This window comes from Streptomyces sp. DSM 42067, from assembly GCF_055792885.1.
This window is the reverse complement of the sequence record NZ_CM147706.1, coordinates 5,578,759-5,595,302: the sequence shown is the minus strand read 5'-3', so window position 1 is coordinate 5,595,302 and position 16,544 is coordinate 5,578,759. Positions and strand designations below refer to the sequence as shown.

15 protein-coding genes are annotated in these 16,544 nt (G+C 71.2%); 7 read left to right on the top strand and 8 right to left on the bottom strand.

Annotated elements, in window-relative coordinates; translation table 11 throughout:
- Positions 1-15 precede the first annotated feature (15 nt).
- The 3 genes from sdhA to ACSMXV_RS25685 all read left to right on the top strand — a co-directional run bounded on the left by sdhA (position 16) and on the right by ACSMXV_RS25685 (position 3,063).
- Positions 16-1,770 (top strand): succinate dehydrogenase flavoprotein subunit, encoded by a 1,755-nt coding sequence (gene sdhA / locus ACSMXV_RS25695; protein ID WP_473173590.1) that lies wholly within the window; start codon positions 16-18, stop codon positions 1,768-1,770.
- Positions 1,770-2,528, top strand: a complete 759-nt coding sequence (locus tag ACSMXV_RS25690) for a succinate dehydrogenase iron-sulfur subunit (protein ID WP_473173589.1) — start codon at positions 1,770-1,772, stop codon at positions 2,526-2,528. The genes sdhA and ACSMXV_RS25690 overlap by 1 nt, the downstream gene beginning before the upstream one ends.
- A gap of 127 nt (positions 2,529-2,655) precedes the next feature.
- On the top strand, positions 2,656-3,063 hold the full coding sequence (locus ACSMXV_RS25685) for a VOC family protein (RefSeq protein ID WP_473173588.1): 408 nt from the start codon (positions 2,656-2,658) through the stop codon (positions 3,061-3,063).
- Between the two features lie 70 nt (positions 3,064-3,133).
- On the opposite strand, the gene ACSMXV_RS25680 is transcribed toward ACSMXV_RS25685, so the two are convergent.
- Complete coding sequence (locus tag ACSMXV_RS25680) at positions 3,134-5,665, bottom strand: MMPL family transporter (protein ID WP_473179067.1); 2,532 nt, start codon at positions 5,663-5,665, stop codon at positions 3,134-3,136.
- Positions 5,666-5,854: 189 nt separating this feature from the next.
- Between ACSMXV_RS25680 and ACSMXV_RS25675 the strand changes: the two genes are divergently transcribed.
- Together ACSMXV_RS25675 and ACSMXV_RS25670 are read left to right on the top strand one after the other, a co-directional pair.
- Positions 5,855-6,571 carry a response regulator transcription factor gene (locus tag ACSMXV_RS25675; RefSeq protein WP_473173587.1) on the top strand — a complete coding sequence of 239 codons (717 nt, stop codon included), beginning with the start codon at positions 5,855-5,857 and terminating at the stop codon, positions 6,569-6,571.
- Between the two features lie 57 nt (positions 6,572-6,628).
- Positions 6,629-8,194: a sensor histidine kinase gene (locus ACSMXV_RS25670; RefSeq protein WP_473173586.1), complete on the top strand. Its 1,566-nt coding sequence runs from the start codon at positions 6,629-6,631 to the stop codon at positions 8,192-8,194.
- Positions 8,195-8,264: 70 nt separating this feature from the next.
- Here ACSMXV_RS25670 and ACSMXV_RS25665 read toward each other — a convergent pair whose 3' ends face one another.
- The 3 genes from ACSMXV_RS25665 to ACSMXV_RS25655 all read right to left on the bottom strand — a co-directional run bounded on the left by ACSMXV_RS25665 (position 8,265) and on the right by ACSMXV_RS25655 (position 10,568).
- The gene (locus tag ACSMXV_RS25665) at positions 8,265-8,684 is read right to left on the bottom strand and encodes an ATP-binding protein (RefSeq protein WP_473173585.1); all 420 of its coding nucleotides are present in this window, start codon (positions 8,682-8,684) and stop codon (positions 8,265-8,267) included.
- 136 nt (positions 8,685-8,820) lie between these two features.
- A complete protein-coding gene (locus tag ACSMXV_RS25660) occupies positions 8,821-10,236 on the bottom strand; it encodes a metallophosphoesterase (protein ID WP_473173584.1) in 1,416 nt (471 codons plus the stop codon).
- 89 nt (positions 10,237-10,325) lie between these two features.
- Positions 10,326-10,568, bottom strand: coding sequence for an SCO4848 family membrane protein (locus ACSMXV_RS25655; RefSeq protein WP_473173583.1), 243 nt, complete (start codon positions 10,566-10,568; stop codon positions 10,326-10,328).
- Between the two features lie 109 nt (positions 10,569-10,677).
- On the opposite strand from ACSMXV_RS25655, the gene ACSMXV_RS25650 reads away from it, so the two are divergent.
- Complete coding sequence (locus ACSMXV_RS25650; RefSeq protein ID WP_473173582.1) at positions 10,678-11,961, top strand: D-alanyl-D-alanine carboxypeptidase family protein; 1,284 nt, start codon at positions 10,678-10,680, stop codon at positions 11,959-11,961.
- Here the strand turns inward: ACSMXV_RS25650 and ACSMXV_RS25645 are convergent.
- From ACSMXV_RS25645 to ACSMXV_RS25630, 4 genes are read right to left on the bottom strand one after another with little or no spacing between them, the layout of a single operon-like run.
- Entirely contained in the window at positions 11,909-12,865 is a 957-nt protein-coding gene (locus ACSMXV_RS25645) for a YihY/virulence factor BrkB family protein (protein WP_473173581.1), read from the bottom strand. The two genes, ACSMXV_RS25650 and ACSMXV_RS25645, sit on opposite strands and share 53 nt — an antisense overlap.
- Entirely contained in the window at positions 12,853-13,362 is a 510-nt protein-coding gene (locus tag ACSMXV_RS25640) for a GtrA family protein (RefSeq protein ID WP_473179066.1), read from the bottom strand. The genes ACSMXV_RS25645 and ACSMXV_RS25640 overlap by 13 nt, the downstream gene beginning before the upstream one ends.
- Before the next feature lie 41 nt (positions 13,363-13,403).
- A complete protein-coding gene (locus ACSMXV_RS25635) occupies positions 13,404-14,360 on the bottom strand; it encodes a decaprenyl-phosphate phosphoribosyltransferase (protein WP_181659867.1) in 957 nt (318 codons plus the stop codon).
- Entirely contained in the window at positions 14,357-14,887 is a 531-nt protein-coding gene (locus ACSMXV_RS25630; protein WP_181863487.1) for a phosphatase PAP2 family protein, read from the bottom strand. The genes ACSMXV_RS25635 and ACSMXV_RS25630 overlap by 4 nt, the downstream gene beginning before the upstream one ends.
- Positions 14,888-15,085: 198 nt before the next feature.
- On the opposite strand from ACSMXV_RS25630, the gene ACSMXV_RS25625 reads away from it, so the two are divergent.
- The gene (locus tag ACSMXV_RS25625) at positions 15,086-16,495 is read left to right on the top strand and encodes an FAD-binding protein (protein WP_473173580.1); all 1,410 of its coding nucleotides are present in this window, start codon (positions 15,086-15,088) and stop codon (positions 16,493-16,495) included.
- Positions 16,496-16,544 lie beyond the last annotated feature (49 nt).

The following is a 16,544-nucleotide window of genomic DNA, read 5'->3' as shown; positions in this document are numbered from 1 at the left end:
GCTGAGGCGCTAATCATGAAGATCCACAAGTACGACACCGTCATCGTCGGCGCCGGTGGCGCGGGCATGCGCGCGGCCATCGAGTCGACGAAGCGCAGCCGTACCGCCGTGCTGACCAAGCTCTACCCCACCCGCTCCCACACGGGCGCCGCGCAGGGCGGCATGGCCGCCGCGCTGGCCAACGTGGAGGAGGACAACTGGGAGTGGCACACCTTCGACACGATCAAGGGCGGTGACTACCTGGTCGACCAGGACGCCGCCGAGATCCTCGCGAAGGAGGCCATCGACTCCGTCCTCGACCTGGAGAAGATGGGCCTGCCGTTCAACCGCACCCCGAACGGCACCATCGACCAGCGCCGCTTCGGCGGCCACTCGCGCAACCACGGCGAGGCCCCGGTCCGCCGGTCCTGCTACGCCGCGGACCGCACCGGCCACATGATCCTCCAGACGCTGTACCAGAACTGCGTCAAGGAGGGCGTGGAGTTCTTCAACGAGTTCTACGTCCTGGACCAGCTGATCACCGAGGTCGACGGCGTCAAGAAGTCGGCCGGTGTCGTCGCGTACGAGCTGGCGACCGGCGAGATCCACATCTTCCAGGCGAAGGCCGTGATCTACGCGTCCGGCGGCTGCGGCAAGTTCTTCCGCGTGACGTCGAACGCGCACACGCTGACCGGTGACGGCCAGGCGGCCGTCTACCGCCGCGGGCTGCCGCTGGAGGACATGGAGTTCTTCCAGTTCCACCCGACCGGCATCTGGCGCATGGGCATCCTGCTGACGGAGGGCGCCCGCGGTGAGGGCGGCATCCTCCGCAACAAGGACGGCGAGCGCTTCATGGAGAAGTACGCGCCGGTCATGAAGGACCTGGCGTCCCGTGACGTCGTGTCCCGCTCCATCTACACGGAGATCCGCGAGGGCCGCGGCTGCGGTCCCGAGGGCGACCACGTGTACCTGGACCTCACGCACCTCCCGCCGGAGCAGCTGGACGCGAAGCTGCCCGACATCACGGAGTTCGCGCGTACGTATCTCGGCATCGAGCCCTACACGGACCCGATCCCGATCCAGCCCACCGCGCACTACGCCATGGGCGGCATCCCGACGAACGTCGAGGGCGAGGTGCTGTCCGACAACACCACGGTGGTCCCCGGCCTGTACGCCGCCGGCGAGGTCGCCTGCGTGTCGGTCCACGGCGCCAACCGCCTGGGCACCAACTCGCTGCTCGACATCAACGTCTTCGGCAAGCGCGCCGGTATCGCGGCTGCCGAGTACTCGGCCAAGCACGACTACGTCGAACTCCCGGAGAACCCCGCCGAGTTGGTCGTCGAGCAGGTCGAGCGGCTGCGCAACTCCACCGGCACCGAGCGGGTCGCCGAGCTCCGCCGGGAGCTGCAGGACACCATGGATGCCAACGTCATGGTGTTCCGCACCGAGCAGACGATCAAGACGGCGGTCGAGAAGATCGGCGAGCTGCGCGAGCGCTACCGGAACGTTGCCATCCAGGACAAGGGCAAGCGGTTCAACACCGACCTGCTCGAGGCCATCGAGCTGGGCAACCTGCTCGACCTGGCCGAGGTCATGGCCATCTCGGCGCTGGCCCGCAAGGAGTCCCGCGGCGGTCACTACCGCGAGGACTACCCGAACCGCGACGACGTCAACTTCATGCGCCACACCATGGCGTACCGCGAGGTCGGCGACGACGGCACCGAGACCGTCCGCCTCGACTACAAGCCGGTCGTCCAGACCCGCTACCAGCCGATGGAGCGTAAGTACTGATGGCTACCCCTGTCATGGACAAGGTCGAGGCCGAGTCCGCCGCATCCCCGTACATCACGGTCACCTTTCGGATCCGCCGGTTCAACCCGGAGGTCTCCGGGGAGGCGACCTGGGAAGACTTCCAGCTGGAGATCGACCCGAAGGAGCGTGTGCTCGACGGGCTCCACAAGATCAAGTGGGACCTGGACGGCACGCTGACGTTCCGCCGCTCCTGCGCGCACGGCATCTGCGGCTCCGACGCGATGCGCATCAACGGCCGCAACCGGCTGGCGTGCAAGACGCTGATCAAGGACATCAACCCGGAGAAGCCCATCACGGTCGAGCCCATCAAGGGCCTCACGGTCCTGAAGGACCTGGTCGTGGACATGGAGCCGTTCTTCCAGGCGTACCGGGACGTCATGCCGTTCCTGGTCACCACGGGCAACGAGCCGACGCGTGAGCGTCTGCAGTCCGCCGAGGACCGCGAACGCTTCGACGACACGACGAAGTGCATCCTCTGCGCGGCCTGCACCTCGTCCTGCCCGGTCTTCTGGAACGACGGCCAGTACTTCGGCCCGGCCGCCATCGTCAACGCCCACCGCTTCATCTTCGACTCGCGCGACGAGGCCGGGGAGCAGCGGCTGGAGATCCTCAACGACAAGGACGGCGTGTGGCGCTGCCGCACGACGTTCAACTGCACGGACGCCTGCCCGCGCGGTATCGAGGTGACGAAGGCGATTCAGGAGGTGAAGCGGGCGCTCATCACGCGCCGCTTCTGACGGTCTCCGCGTTCGCGGTCGTACGTCGACGTGGGCCCCGTTCCCGGGTGGGAGCGGGGCCCATGCGCGTCGAAGAGCCCCCGTATGGCTCCCGTACGAGGCCTGCGGGGCCGCCTACCCTGACGCCATGTCACAGGAGGCGTCGTACGAGCTGCTCGGCTTCGACAACGTGCTGTTGCCCGTCAGCGATCTCGACGAGGCGGTGGCGTTCTACCGTCGGGCCGGTTTTCCGGTGGTGTTCCGGCTCGACGAGGCCGGGATCGCGCTGCTGAAGGTCGGGGACGAGGCGCCCGGTGTTCTGCTGCGGCTGGAGGAGGACCTCGGGTATCGGCCGCCGCCGTGGCCCGGGCCCCGTGTCTGGCTGGAGGTCCGCGATGCGCGGGCCACGGCGCGGGCGCTCGTGGCGGCGGGGGTGCCGGTCCTGGAAGAGCCGTTCGCCGTGGCCACGGGCTGGAGTGTGGAGGTCGCGGATCCGTGGGGGAACGTCGTCGGGTTCACGGACTACAGCAAGCGGCCGGAGCTGGGGCGGAGTTGAACCCCTCGCCCGCAGCCGGCGGGCGAGGGGTTCGATTCGGTTCAGCTCGGTCGGTTCGGCTCACACTTGCTCAGTTCACGGCGTCTACGCCCTCAGGAGCCACCTCCACGTCGTACACCAGAGGGCCCTCCGTGACCACGACATGGCGGGCGCGGGGCGCGAAGCCGGGGGCCGAGGCGGCGAGCAGGTAGCCGCCCGAGGACGGGGCCGAGAGGATGTACGAGCCGTCGGCCAGCGACCTGACGCGGTCGAGCTGGCGGCCGCCCCTCGACAGGAGGGTCAGGACGGCGCCGGAGACCGGCTCTCCGTCCGTAGTGCGGATGAAGCCGTGGACCACCGAGGACCAGCCGCCGCCCTCACCGTCGGAAGGCGCCGGCACGCGCGCGTGGGCGGTCGCTTCCGGCACGCGCGCGTGGGCCGTCGGTTCCGGCACGCGCGCGTGGGCCGTCGGTTCCGGCACGCGCGCGTGGGCCGCGGTGTCCGGGAGCGGCTCCGCCTCCTCGCGTGGTTCCACCGCCAGATGCGGCAGCCGCTTGTCCAGCCAGGCCGGGAGCCACCAGTTGGACTTCCCCAGCAGATGCATCGCCGCCGGTACCAGCGCCGTACGCAGGATGAACGCGTCCAGGGCGACCGCCGCCGCGAGGCCGATGCCCGCCATGGCGCCCTCCATGTCGCCGCTCAGTACGAAGGCGGAGAAGACGCAGATCATGATGAGGGCGGCGCAGTTGATGACGCGGCTGGTCTCGGCGAGGCCGACCCGTACCGCGCGTGCGTTGTCCCGCGTGTGCACCCATTCCTCGTGCATCCGGCTCACCAGGAACACCTGGTAGTCCATCGAGAGGCCGAAGAGGAGGGAGAGCATGATCACCGGGAGGAAGGACGTGATCGGGCCCTCCTTGCCGACTCCCAGGAGCTCCGTTCCCCAGCCCCACTGGAAGATCGCCACCAGGACGCCGAAGGACGCTGCCGCCGCGATGAGGTTCATCAGCGCGGCCGTCAGCGGTACGACGAGCGAGCGGAACGCGATCAGCAGGAGCAGGAAGCCCAGGCCGATGATCGCCGCGATGAAATACGGCAGCCGGTCGCCCGTCACCGACGCGAAGTCCTTGAAGACGGCCGTCACGCCGCCCACATGGGCCTCCACGCCCGACTCCGGGATCACGTCGTCCCGCAGCCGGTCGATGAGCTGGTCCGTCGCCTCCGACTGCGGCGAGGTCGTCGGCACCACCTGGATCACCGACACGCCCTCGGACGGCGGGACCGCGGAGACCTGCGCGACGCCCTCCGTCGAGCGGATCCGCTCCACCAGCGCGCCGGTGTCGGGATCCTCGGTGACCACCTGGAGCGGCCCGTTGAAGCCGGGCCCGAACCCCTCGGCGAGCATGTCGTACGCCTGCCGGGTCGTCGTCGACTCCTGGTGGTTGCCCTGGTCGGTGGCGCCGAGCCGCAGCGACAGGACGGGCAGCGCGAGGACGGCCATCACCACGACGGCGGCCAGCGCGATCGACCGCGGGCGCTTCTGGACGTACGACGACCAGCGCGCCGCCAGACCGCTCGCGCTCTCCGGCTCGGGCCCCTGCTCCGCCAGCCGGCGGCGCTGACGGCGGCTGAGCACCCGCATGCCGAGCAGGCCGAGCAGGGCGGGCAGCAGCGTGACCGCGGCCAGGACGCTCAGCACGACCGTGAGCGAGGTCCCGATGACGACGCCGTCGAGGAACCGCATGTTCATCACCAGCATGCCCGCGAGCGCGATGACGACCGTGCCGCCCGCGAAGAGCACCGCCCGTCCAGAGGTGTTCAGGGCCTGTACGGCCGCGTCCTGCGGATCCGCCCCGCGCAGGATGCCGCGCCGGTGGCGCGTGACGATGAACAGCGCGTAGTCGATGCCCACACCGAGACCGATCAACGAACCGAGAATCGGGGCGACGTCGGCCACGTCCGTGACATGGCTGATCAGCATCGTGGAGAGCATGCCGGTGCCGACGCCGAAGAGGGCGACGACGATCGGCAGCACCATCGCGAAGACCGAGCCGAAGGCCAGGAACAGGATGATCGCCGCGGCGAGGATGCCGACCATCTCGGCGACGCCGGTGGGTGGTTCCTGGATACGGGTGATCGCCTGGCCGCCGAGCTCCACCTGGAGGCCGTCGCGCTCCGCGTCCTGCGCGGTGTCGACGACATCCTCGACGAGCCCCTTCGGGACGGAGTTCGCCTGGTCCGTGAACGTGACCTGCGCATACGCGATCCGCCCGTTCTCGCTGATCTGCGCGGCGCCCGCCGGCCCCTCCGCGTAGGGGCTCCTGACCTCGCCGACGCCCTTCATGGCGGCGATGTCCTCGAGCGCGGGCTCGATCCGGGATCGTACGGACTCGTCGCGCACCGAGCCGTCTTCGACCTTCCACACCACCGTGTCGGTGTCGCCCGCGCTCTCCGGGAAGGCCTTCTGCATCAGGTCGATCGCGCGCTTGGAGTCCGTGTCGGGGAGGGAGAAGACGTTGGCGTAGTCGGTCCCGGCCGCGCTTCCCGCGGTTCCCAGACCGAACAGCACCCCCACCCACAGCAACAGGACCACCAGCCGGTGCCGGTAGCACCACCGTGCCAATGCCGTCACGATTTCCGCTCCTTAGTCGGTACGTCGATTCGGTACGTCGATCGGTACGTCGGTCCCCCGGGTCCTGCGCTTCAGAATCCGTGGCGGCACGCACGCGTGGAGCGGCGCGTCCATGACTCTCAAGGAACTCCAAAGCTCCGATCCGGCACTTCGTACAACGCCCGTGCGGATACTGGGGTCATGACCTCTCCTGGCCCTGAGGCAGCGGCGGCTGTGCACGAGGCGTCGACGGTCCTGGTCGTCGAGGACGAGCCGAGCATCGCCGACGTCCTCGCCATAGCCCTGCGCTACCACCGGTTCGAGGTGATGACGGCGGGCACCGTCCGCGAGGCCCTCGCGCTCGCGGAGCGCACCCGCCCGGACGCGGCGCTGCTCGACGTGATGCTCCCGGACGGCGACGGGCGGGCGCTGGGCCGCGAACTGCGCGCGCAGCGGCCGGAGCTGGCGCTGGTCTTCATCACCGCACGGGACGCTCCCGCGGAGATCGTGGGCGCGCTCGGCTTCGGCGACGACTACATCACCAAGCCGTTCAACATCGACGAGGTCGTCGCGCGGACCCGCGCGGTGCTGCGGCGCACCCGGCCCGCCGACGTGCTGCCGCAGCGGCCGCCGCTGCGGTACCGCGATCTGGAGCTGGACGAGACGACGTACACCGTGCGCCGCGACGGCCGGGCGGTCGAGCTCACCCCGACCGAGTACGCCCTGCTGCGCTTCCTGGTGCGCAACGGCGGCGCGGTCGTGCCCAAGGAGCAGCTGCTGCGGCATGTGTGGCAGTACGAACACACCGTCGAGTCGACCGTCGTGGAGACGTACATCAGCTATCTGCGGCGCAAGCTCGACGCGCTCGGGCCGCCGTTGATCACGACGCGGCGCGGGGTGGGGTACGGCCTGGCGTAAGAGGCGAGTGCGGTGGCCGGATGCGGGCAGAGGGCACGGGGAGGCGGCGGGATGTGGATGGCGGGCGGTTGGGACTGGCGCTGGTGCCGGCAGCGCGGGATGCACTCGCTGCGCGCCAAGCTCACCCTCGTGAACGTGGCGCTCCTGGCCCTCGGCATCGTCGCGGCGACCGCGGTCAGCCTCATGGGCATGCGGCACTACCTCACCGCGAGCGTCGACTCGTCGCTCACCTCCTCGCGGGACTCGCTCCAGCGCAGCGGCCTCAGCATGCGGGAGATCGAGTCGCTGAGCTCCCTGGCCTTCGTCCGGGACCACATGGCCCCGGACCTGAGCGGCGCGGATGCCCTGCCGGGCCCGGAAACGCTGTTCGTGACCGTCGACGACGACGGTGAGCCCGTGTCCCTCGGCGATTTCGAGCCGACGCCGCGGCAGCGCGAGCTGGCGTCAGCCGTCGGCGACGCGGAGGCGTTCAGCGACGACGGGGAGCCGCGTGACATCGCGTTGGGAGGTGACGCCTTCCGCGCGGTGGGGGCACGGCTCAGCGACGGCACGGCCGTGCTGATCGCCATGGAGACGAGCGCCGTGCACGACAGCGTCACCAAGGCGCTCAAGCTGGATCTTGTCTTCGGGACCATGCTGCTGGCGCTGCTCGCGGTGCTGACGATGATCGGGGCGCACCATCGGCTGCGGCCGCTGGAGGACATGGTGGAGACGGCGTCCGCCATCGCCGAGGGCGACCTGACGCGACGCGTGCCGTCCAGCCGGGACCCCGTCACGGAGATCGAGCAGCTGCGCGTCGCCCTCAACTCGATGCTGCACCAGGTGCAGTCGGCCTTCGACACGCGCGAACGCAGCGCCGCGCAGCTGCGCCGCTTCGTCGCGGACGCCTCGCACGAGCTGCGTACGCCGCTGGCCGCCATCCGCGGGTATCTCCAGCTGTACGACCAGGGGATGCTGAACGACCCGGAGGACCGGGCCCGTGCGGGGATCCGGATGCGCGGGGAGGTCGACCGGATGGGACGGCTGGTCGACGAGCTGCTGACGCTGGCGCGCCTGGACCAGCAGCCCGAACTGCGCTTCCGCAACGTCGATCTGAGCCGTCTCGTGCGGGACGCGGCCGCGGATCTGCGCGCCCAGCAGCCGGACCGCCCGCTGTCCGTCGCGGCCGACGGCGCGCTGCTGGTGCACGCCGACGAGTCGGGGCTGCGCCAGGTCCTCGGCAATCTGCTGGGCAACGTACGCACGCATACTCCGCCGGATGCCGCCGCCCGGGTGGAACTGGCGCGTGAGGACGGGATCGTCCGGCTGTGCGTCGCCGACCAGGGCCCCGGGCTCGCGGAGGAGGACGCGGCCCGCATCTTCGACCGGTTCTTCCGCACGGGCGGGGCCCCGGGCAGTGGCCTGGGGATGGCCATCGTGCAGGGCGTGGTCACGGCCCACGGCGGCTCCGTCGGCGTCAGGACGTCACCGGGCGCAGGGCTGGCCGTGACGGTGACGCTGCCGGCATGTACGGAGGCCGCGGACACCCCCGCGGCCTCCCCCGCCGAGTGGCCGGCCGGCACAGGTCGGCTCCGGCTCGGCGAGAAGCCGGACGGTACGGGCACGCGGCCGTCCCCGGCGTGAGCGGACTGCTCGATGGTGCGAGGTCCGGCACAGGGCTTGGCGGCGCCGCGTACGTCCGCCCGAACGGGAATCACGGTCCCGCGGCACCCTCGGCCGCCCCGACCAACGCCCACACCGTCTTCCCGTACCGCCCCCCGTGCCACACGCCCCATGCCTCCGCCAGCCCGTCGACCAGCCGCAGTCCGCGTCCGTGCTCCTCGTCCCAGGAACCGTAGCTGCGCAGTTCGGCTCCTGCGAGGCCTTCGTCCGAGACCTCTATGAAGCAGAAGCCGTCGGCCAGCACGGTGACCGCCACCTCGAACTCCCACTCCGGTACGGGCCCGTGGCGCACGGCGTTCGCGGCCAGTTCGGAGACCAGCAGGATGGTGTCGTCGAAGGGTGCGCCCTCGCCCGTGTGGCCCCAGGCCATGAGGTGGTCGCGGGCGCGGCGACGGGCGAGGCCCACCGAGGCCGGGTGGCGGGGCAGCCGGAAGACGTGGCGTCGCAGCACGGCGCCCTCCTCACCACACGGTGCACACGGGTCCGACACATGATGCAGGGCATCGGGAGATCCCGCAGTCACTCCGGCCAGGACGGCGTCAGGCCGGACTCAGTACGGCCGTAGGTCTCCCTCAGGACGGCCCTGCTCAGGCCTGCTTCGAGGCGAGTTCCACGACCGTGATGTCGGAGGGTGCTCCCACCCGTACCGGCGGCCCCCACGCGCCCGCGCCCCGGGACACGTACAGCTGCGTGTCGCCGTACTGCTCGAGCCCGGCGAGCGTCGGATTCGCCGCGCCCGCGATGAAGTTGCCGGGCCACAGCTGTCCGCCGTGGGTGTGACCGGAGAGCTGGAGGTCGACGCCGTGCTCGACCGCCTCGTGGATCATCACGGGCTGGTGGGCGAGGAGCACGGCGGCGCGGGCGGTGTCCCGGTCCCCGAGGGCCTTGACGTAGTCGGGGCCGTCCCCGTAGTCGTCGCCGGAGATGTCGTTGACACCGGCGAGGTCGAAGCCGTCGATCTCGACGCGGGCGTTCTCCAGAGGATTCAGCCCGAGTTCCCGTACGTGGTCGACCCACTGCTCGGCGCCGGAGAAGTACTCGTGGTTTCCCGTGACGAAGTAGGCGCCGTGCCGTGCGCGCAGCTGGGCGAGGGGCTCGACGGCGGGCCCGAGGTTCTCGACGCTGCCGTCGATCAGGTCGCCGACGACGGCGATGAGGTCGGGCTGCGTCGCGTTGATGCGGTCGACGACGCGCTGCGCGAAGCCGCGCCCCAGCGTCGGGCCGAGGTGGATGTCGCTGACCACGGCTATCCGGAACCCGTGCGCCGCGCGCGGCAGTTTGGCCAGCGGCACGGTGAGCCGCTTCACCTTGGGGCCGCTGAGCACGCCGTACGCCCCGTTGCCGACGGTTCCGAGGGCGGCGGCCGCTGCGGCGCCGCCCACGATGCGGGAGACGAAGAGGCGGCGGGAGGGGCCTCCGCCGGCCGGGGACGTGACGGTGGCCGCGGCGGGGACGGGCTCCTGCGTGGGCTCGCCCACGACGGGCTCCTGCGCGGGCTCGCCCACGAGTTCGGGGCCGGTGGCCGGCACGGGCGCGTCTTCGGGCTCGGCGCCCGGCTCCGGCTCGGGCTCCGGCCCGCGCACGCCTCCTGCTGCCGTCCGGTCCCCGGCCCCGACCGGGTGCTCGAGCCGTTGGGGCACTGTTCCGCGGCCGTGCCCGCCTGGGGCCCCGGCCGCGGAATCCCTCCGCGCCGGCCACCGCCGCAGCAGGGGACGTATGAACTCCCCCACCAGCAGCGCCAGCACGAGATACAGGGAGAACGCCATCCACAGATAGCCGGGCCATGCCAGCACCTGCTGCAGCCAGAAGGGTGCCTCCGCACGGGTGCTCGCGAAGGCTCCGAACATGAGCAGCGGCCCCGCGATGAAGACGACGCTGCCCACGCGCCGCGCGGCCGAGCCGCGGGCCGTCGTGTCGCGCACGACGCGGCGCCACGCGTACCACTGGAGCCCGCAGAACGCCGACAGCACGGCGAGGCCGACGAGCACGAACACGATGACCACGGCTGAGCCGCCTTCCGGTTGACCGTTGAGCTGTTCTGGTTATGCCGTCCAGAAGGCCCTCCGAGGAGGGCCTTCTCACGAGCGCTGTCCTATGACTTGCGGCGCAGTGCGCGCAGTCCGCGCAACCCGATGACTCCGATGGCCGTCCCCAGGACAAAGGAGACGACGGCCAGCAGCAGGTGCACCCAGAAGTAGCCCGTCGGGTCGCCCGCGTCGGCGAACGCGAGCCCGCTGGCGTCCTTCCAGAGGTTCTTGACGAAAGTGATCCAGATGACCCAGCTCCATACCCCGAAGGCGAGCAGGAACCAGGAGATGGGGCGGCTGAGCTTCATACGTCCAGTATCGCCGTCCGCCGCCCGGCGTCCCGCGCGGGGTTGGGAGGGTGAAACACGACGTGCCTCGGCGACGACATCCCCATCGGCGCCCTGTACGTTCTCGATCGTGCCTGCCTATAACACGTTGAATTTGAAAAGACGGGCCACCTATTTGGTGGCTTCTGTCACGTTGTTGACCGTTTCGATCGCCCCACCCGCGCTCGCCGACGACAAGCCGGCGGGCAGCCAGGCGAAGCCGCCGGCCGACATGTCGACCGTCGGCGGCGTCCGGCTGGGCAAGGCGGGCACGCAGGTGGACCTCGGGACGGGCGCGCCGGTGCTGCCCAAGGATCTGACGGCCCGTTCCTGGATCGTCGCGGACGCCGAGTCGGGCGAGGTCCTGGCCTCGCACAACGCGCACTGGCGGCTGCCCCCGGCGTCCACCATGAAGATGCTCTTCGCCGACACGGTCCTGCCGAAGTTTCCCAAGACGCAGAAGCACAGGGTCGAGCCGTCCGACCTCGCGGGCATCGGCTCGGGCTCCAGCCTGGTCGGCATCAAGGAGAACGAGACGTACACGGTCCACGACCTGTGGCTCGGCGTCTTCCTGCGCTCGGGCAACGACGCGGTGCACGTGCTGTCCGCGATGAACGGCGGCGTCGACCAGACCGTCAAGGAAATGCAGGAGCACGCCGACGAACTGCAGGCACTGGACACGCACGTGGTCAGCCCGGACGGCTACGACGCCCCGGGCCAGGTCTCGTCCGCGTACGACCTGACGCTGATCGCGCGTTCGGGGATGCAGAAGAAGGACTTCCGCGACTACTGCGCGACCGTGCGGGCCCAGTTCCCCGGCGAGACGAAGAAGACGAAGAACGGCACGAAGCGCGGGTCCTTCGAGATCCAGAACACCAACCGGCTGCTGACGGGCGACTACGGCCTGAACGCCTACAAGGGCATCGCGGGCGTGAAGAACGGCAACACCACGAACGCGGGCGCGACCTTCACCGGGGTCGCGGAACGCGACGGCAGGGTGCTGCTCGTCACCGTCATGAACCCGGAGAAGAAGGCGAGCAACGAGGTCTACAAGGAAACGGCCGCCCTGTTCGACTGGGGCTTCCAGGCCGCGGGGAAGGTGAGGCCGGTCGGCGAGCTCGTGCCGCCGAAGAGCGCCGACACGGGCAGCGGTTCGAGCGGCGACGCGGGCGGCCGGGCGGGCGCCGCCGGACCCGGCGGCGACACCTCGGACGCGAAGGCGGCGCCCGCGGCCGCCGCCAAGGAGGGGTCGAGCGGTATCGCGACCGCGCTGGCGATCACGGGCGGCCTACTGGTGGTGCTGGCCGCCGGCATGTTCGTGGTCAGGCGCCGCTGGCCGCTTCCGGACCTGGTGCGCCGCCGGCCGCGCCCCTGACCCCGCCGCCACCGCCTCCGTCCTCGCCCCCGTCCGTCACCGGCTCGCTCTCCGGTTCCTTGTGCGGCGTCGCCGTCCAGGCGGCGCAGACCAGCAGCAGCTTCGCGGTGAAGTTGATCCACAGCAGCAGCGCCACCGGCACGCCGAAGGCCCCGTACATGCTCTTCGCCGCCACTCCCCTCATATAGCTGCCGATCAGCAGCTTCAGCAGCTCGAACCCCACGGCGCCGACCAGTGCCGCGGTGATCAGATGGCGCCGCTCCGGATGGACGCCGGGCAGCAGGGTCAGGAGGTAGAGCAGCAGCAGGAAGTCGGCGAGGACGGCGATGGCGAAGGCGGCCGTCTGGAGCAGCGCGCCGCCCACGCCGCCCTCGTCGATGCCGAGCTGCCGTGTCGTCCAGCCGACCGCGGTCGACGCGACGGCGGAGGCGAGGAGCGAGGCGAGTCCGGCGCCGCCGAGCCCGAGGAGCACCCCGGCGTCCTTGGCCTTGCGCAGGACCGGGTTCTCCTCGCTGTCGGGCAACTCCCACACGGCGCGCAGGCACTCCCGCATCTGGCCGATCCAGCTGATGCCGGTGACCAGCAGCAGGGCGCCGGCGATGACCCCGACCGTGCCGGCGTTCGCCACGAGCGCGCCGATGTCCAGCTGGTCGGAGATGCCCGGCACCTGGTCGGCGATCCGGTCCTCGAGCTGCCGCACCCGCTCGGCGCTCAGCGTCGCGGCGGCGATCGCGGCGGCCACGGTGATCAGCGGAAAGAGCGCGACGAAACTGACGAAGGTCATCGCCGCCGCGAGCCGGGTCCACTTCACACGGTCGAGACGCTCGTAGGACCGCCACGCGTGCGTGGTCATCAGACGTTCGACGAGGGGTCCGATGCCGGGAAGTCTCTTCAGCCAGTCCATGATCTCTGTGTGCCCCGTACGGAGCGCTCTGTCCCTCGCGCGGAGCCGTGTGTACCCGGTACGGAGTCCTGAGCCCCCCGCCCCGTGCCCTTGTCGGCCCGGAAGACCAGCGTCCGGGTGCCCCAGAAGCGCAGCGCGGTGGCGAGTGCCATGCCGATGCCCGCTCCCGAGACGGTGTCCGCGGCCCCGGAGGTGAACCCGAGGCCGTAGTGCGACACCGCGAGGCACAGCAGCTGGACGAGGGCGCCGGCGACGTTCACCGCGAAGAAGACGCCGTACTGCCGCAGCCGCGAGACGTCTGCCGCCCGGTGGCGGTACGTGCCGAGCGCGTTGCCCGCGTACGCGACCGTGCAGCCCGCCACGAACGACAGGGCCTTGGCGGTCAGCGGGTCGAGGCCCACGGGGCCGCGCAGCCAGAGGAAGATCCCGAGGTCGGCGGCGTAGGCGCAGAACCCGGCCGCCGCGAAGCCCAGCACCTCGGGCCCGAGGGCCCGCAGTCCGCCGGGTGCCGTGCGGCGCGGTGCCTGAGGTGCCTGGCTCACCAGTCCGCGACCGCCAGCCCGTACATCGCCAGCCACACCAGGCCGATGACGGCGAGCGCCCGGTCGCGCAGCACGACGTCCTCCGGCTCACCCGCCGTGCCGCGATCGGCGAAGACCGCGTACCGCAGCACCGCGAGGATGAAGGCGACCATCGACAGCTGCCGCCAGGGCAGCAGGCTCGTGCCGGCGATGCCGCCCTCCTCCAGCGCCCACAGGCAGTACCCGAGTACGGCGACACCGGCCGCGAGCTGCCAGACGAACCGCAGGTAGCCGGTGGTGTACTCGTTCAGCAACGCACGCGTGGCGCCCGCCTTTCCGGCCATCTGGACGGCTTCGGAGTACCGCTTGGCGGAGACCATGAACAGCGCGCCGAAGCCCGTGGTGATCAGGAACCAGCGGGACAGCGGAATCCCCAGCGCAAGGCCGCCGATCATGGCGCGCATCAGAAATCCCGTGGTGACGACGGCGAGGTCGACGACGAGGACGTGCTTGAGGCTGATGCAGTACGCCAGTTGCATACCGACGTACGCGGCGAGCAGCGCCGACGTGAGCGCGTTGCACAGCACGAGCGCGGCGGTCGGGGCGAGCACGGCGAGGACGCCGCCGACGGCGTAGGCGACGGGGACGGGCACGTGCCCCGCGGCGACGGGACGGCGGCACTTGACCGGGTGGGCGCGGTCGGCCTCGGCGTCCCGTGCGTCATTGATCATGTAGACGGCGGAGGCGGCCGCCGTGAACAGCACGAAGACGATCGCCAGTTGGAGGAACGCCCCGGGCGAGAACAGTTCGCCGGCGGCTGCGGGGGCCGCCACGACGAGCACGTTCTTCACCCACTGACGGGGGCGCGCGGTCCTCAACAGGCCCAGCGTGAGGCCGAGTCGGCCGCTCCTCAGCTGGTCGACGGGGGTTCGGCGCGGGGGTTCGCGCTCGAGTACGGCGGTGCGCTCGGTCATCGGCCCGGCCCTCCGGCGTCCACCGGTCGTCCCCCGGTCATCCACCGTGCCCCGAGCCGGGCCGTCAGGGCCCCCAGGGCCGCGCCCGCCGCGACATCCGACGGGTAGTGGACACCGGCGACGAGGCGGGAGACGCACATCGCGGCGGCGACCGGCCGCAGCAGGCGGGCGCCCCCGGGCCGCAGCGCACCGTAGGCGACCACCGCGGCGGCCGCCGACGTGGCGTGCGAACTGGGGAAGGAGTGCCGGCTCGCGGTGCGCACCAGCGGCTCGACGTGGCCGGGGCGCGGGCGCCGCACGACGCGCTTGACGCCCATGCTGGCCAGGTGTGCGGCGGCGGTCAGCGCGGTGCCGCGCAGCCAGGCGTCGCGCCGCTCGCGGTCGGCGGCGGCGCCCACGAGCCCCGCGGCCAGCCACAGGGCGCCGTGTTCGCCGGTCCAGGACAGTGCGCGCGCGGCCGCCGCCACCCGCGGGTCCCTGCCGCAGCCGCGGAGCGCGGACAGCAACCGGTGGTCCATGTCGTGCATGTGGCCCCTTGGTGCTCGATCCATCCGGCTGGCGCTGGACCCTCCGTCCGGCCATCCGGAATGTGCGCTCTCTACGCAACAGCCCTTAATCATGACCGTATTGGACGACACTCCCTGAATCACCCATTCAAGTGACGGGCGGCCACATCATCGGCAAACCACCGATGGCGGTCCATGTCGGGCGATACGGTCGCCGATATGCCAGCAGAGACCGTTTCCGTCACCGGCTGGGGCCGCACGGCCCCGAGCGTCGCCCGTGTGGTCCGCCCTCGCTCGTACGAAGAGGCGGTGGAGGCCGTCCGGGGCTGCGGCAGGCGCGGCGGGATCGCCCGGGGGCTCGGCCGGGCCTACGGCGACGCCGCGCAGAACGCGGGCGGAGCCGTGCTCGACATGACCGGCCTGGACCGCATCCACGTCATCGACACGACCGGGGCATCGGCGACCGGCTCACCGGCAGGCGGCGCGGGGAGTCCGGCCCATGGCGCGGCGGGCGGAACGGTGCTGTGCGACGCGGGCGTCAGCCTGCACCGGCTGATGGAGGTGCTCCTGCCGCTCGGCTGGTTCGTACCGGTGACGCCCGGCACCCGCTATGTGACGGTGGGCGGCGCGATCGGGGCCGACATCCACGGCAAGAACCACCATGTGTCGGGGTCGTTCTCGCGGCACGTCCTGTCCCTCGACCTGCTGACAGCGGACGGCCAGATCCGCACGGTGGAGCGCGGCACACCGCTGTTCGACGCGACGGCGGGCGGCATGGGACTGACCGGCGTCATCCTCTCCGCGACCGTCCGGCTGCACCCCGTCGAGACGTCCCTGATGACCGTGGACACCGAACGCGCCACGGACCTGGACGACTTGATGGCGAGGCTCACCGCCACCGACCACCGCTACCGCTACTCGGTCGCCTGGATCGACCTGCTCGCCCGCGGGGCGTCCACAGGCCGCTCGGTCCTCACACGCGGCGACCACGCCCCCCTGGACGCCCTGCCCGCCCGCACGTGCAGGGCGCCGCTGAAGTTCCGCCCGGGACAGCTGCCGGCCGCCCCCCTCCACATGCCCGACCGGCTCCTCGGCCGCGCAACGGTGGGGCTGTTCAACGAGCTCTGGTACCGCAAGGCCCCCAGGTCCCGCACGGGCGAACTGCAGAAGATCTCGACGTTCTTCCACCCGCTGGACGGCGTCCCGCACTGGAACCGCATCTATGGGCGCAGCGGCTTCGTGCAGTACCAGTTCGTCATCGGATACGGGAAGGAGGACGCCCTGCGCCGGATCGTGCGGCGCATCTCGGGGCGCGGCTGCCCCTCCTTCCTCGCGGTGCTCAAGCGGTTCGGGGAAGGCGACCCGGGCTGGCTGTCCTTCCCGATGCCGGGCTGGACACTCGCCCTGGACATCCCGGCCAATCTGCCGGGCCTCGGCGGCTTCCTCGACGAGCTCGACGAGGAGGTCGCGGCGGCCGACGGGCGCGTCTACCTCGCCAAGGACTCCCGGCTCCGCCCGGAACTGCTCGCCTCGATGTACCCCCGCCTCGGGGACTTCCGCGCGCTGCGCGCGGAACTCGACCCGCGGGGGGTGTTCGTGTCGGACCTGTCCCGCCGGCTGAACCTCTGACCCTCCGTCCGGCCATTCCAGGAACCGGAAAATCCCCAGGAGTTGGTTG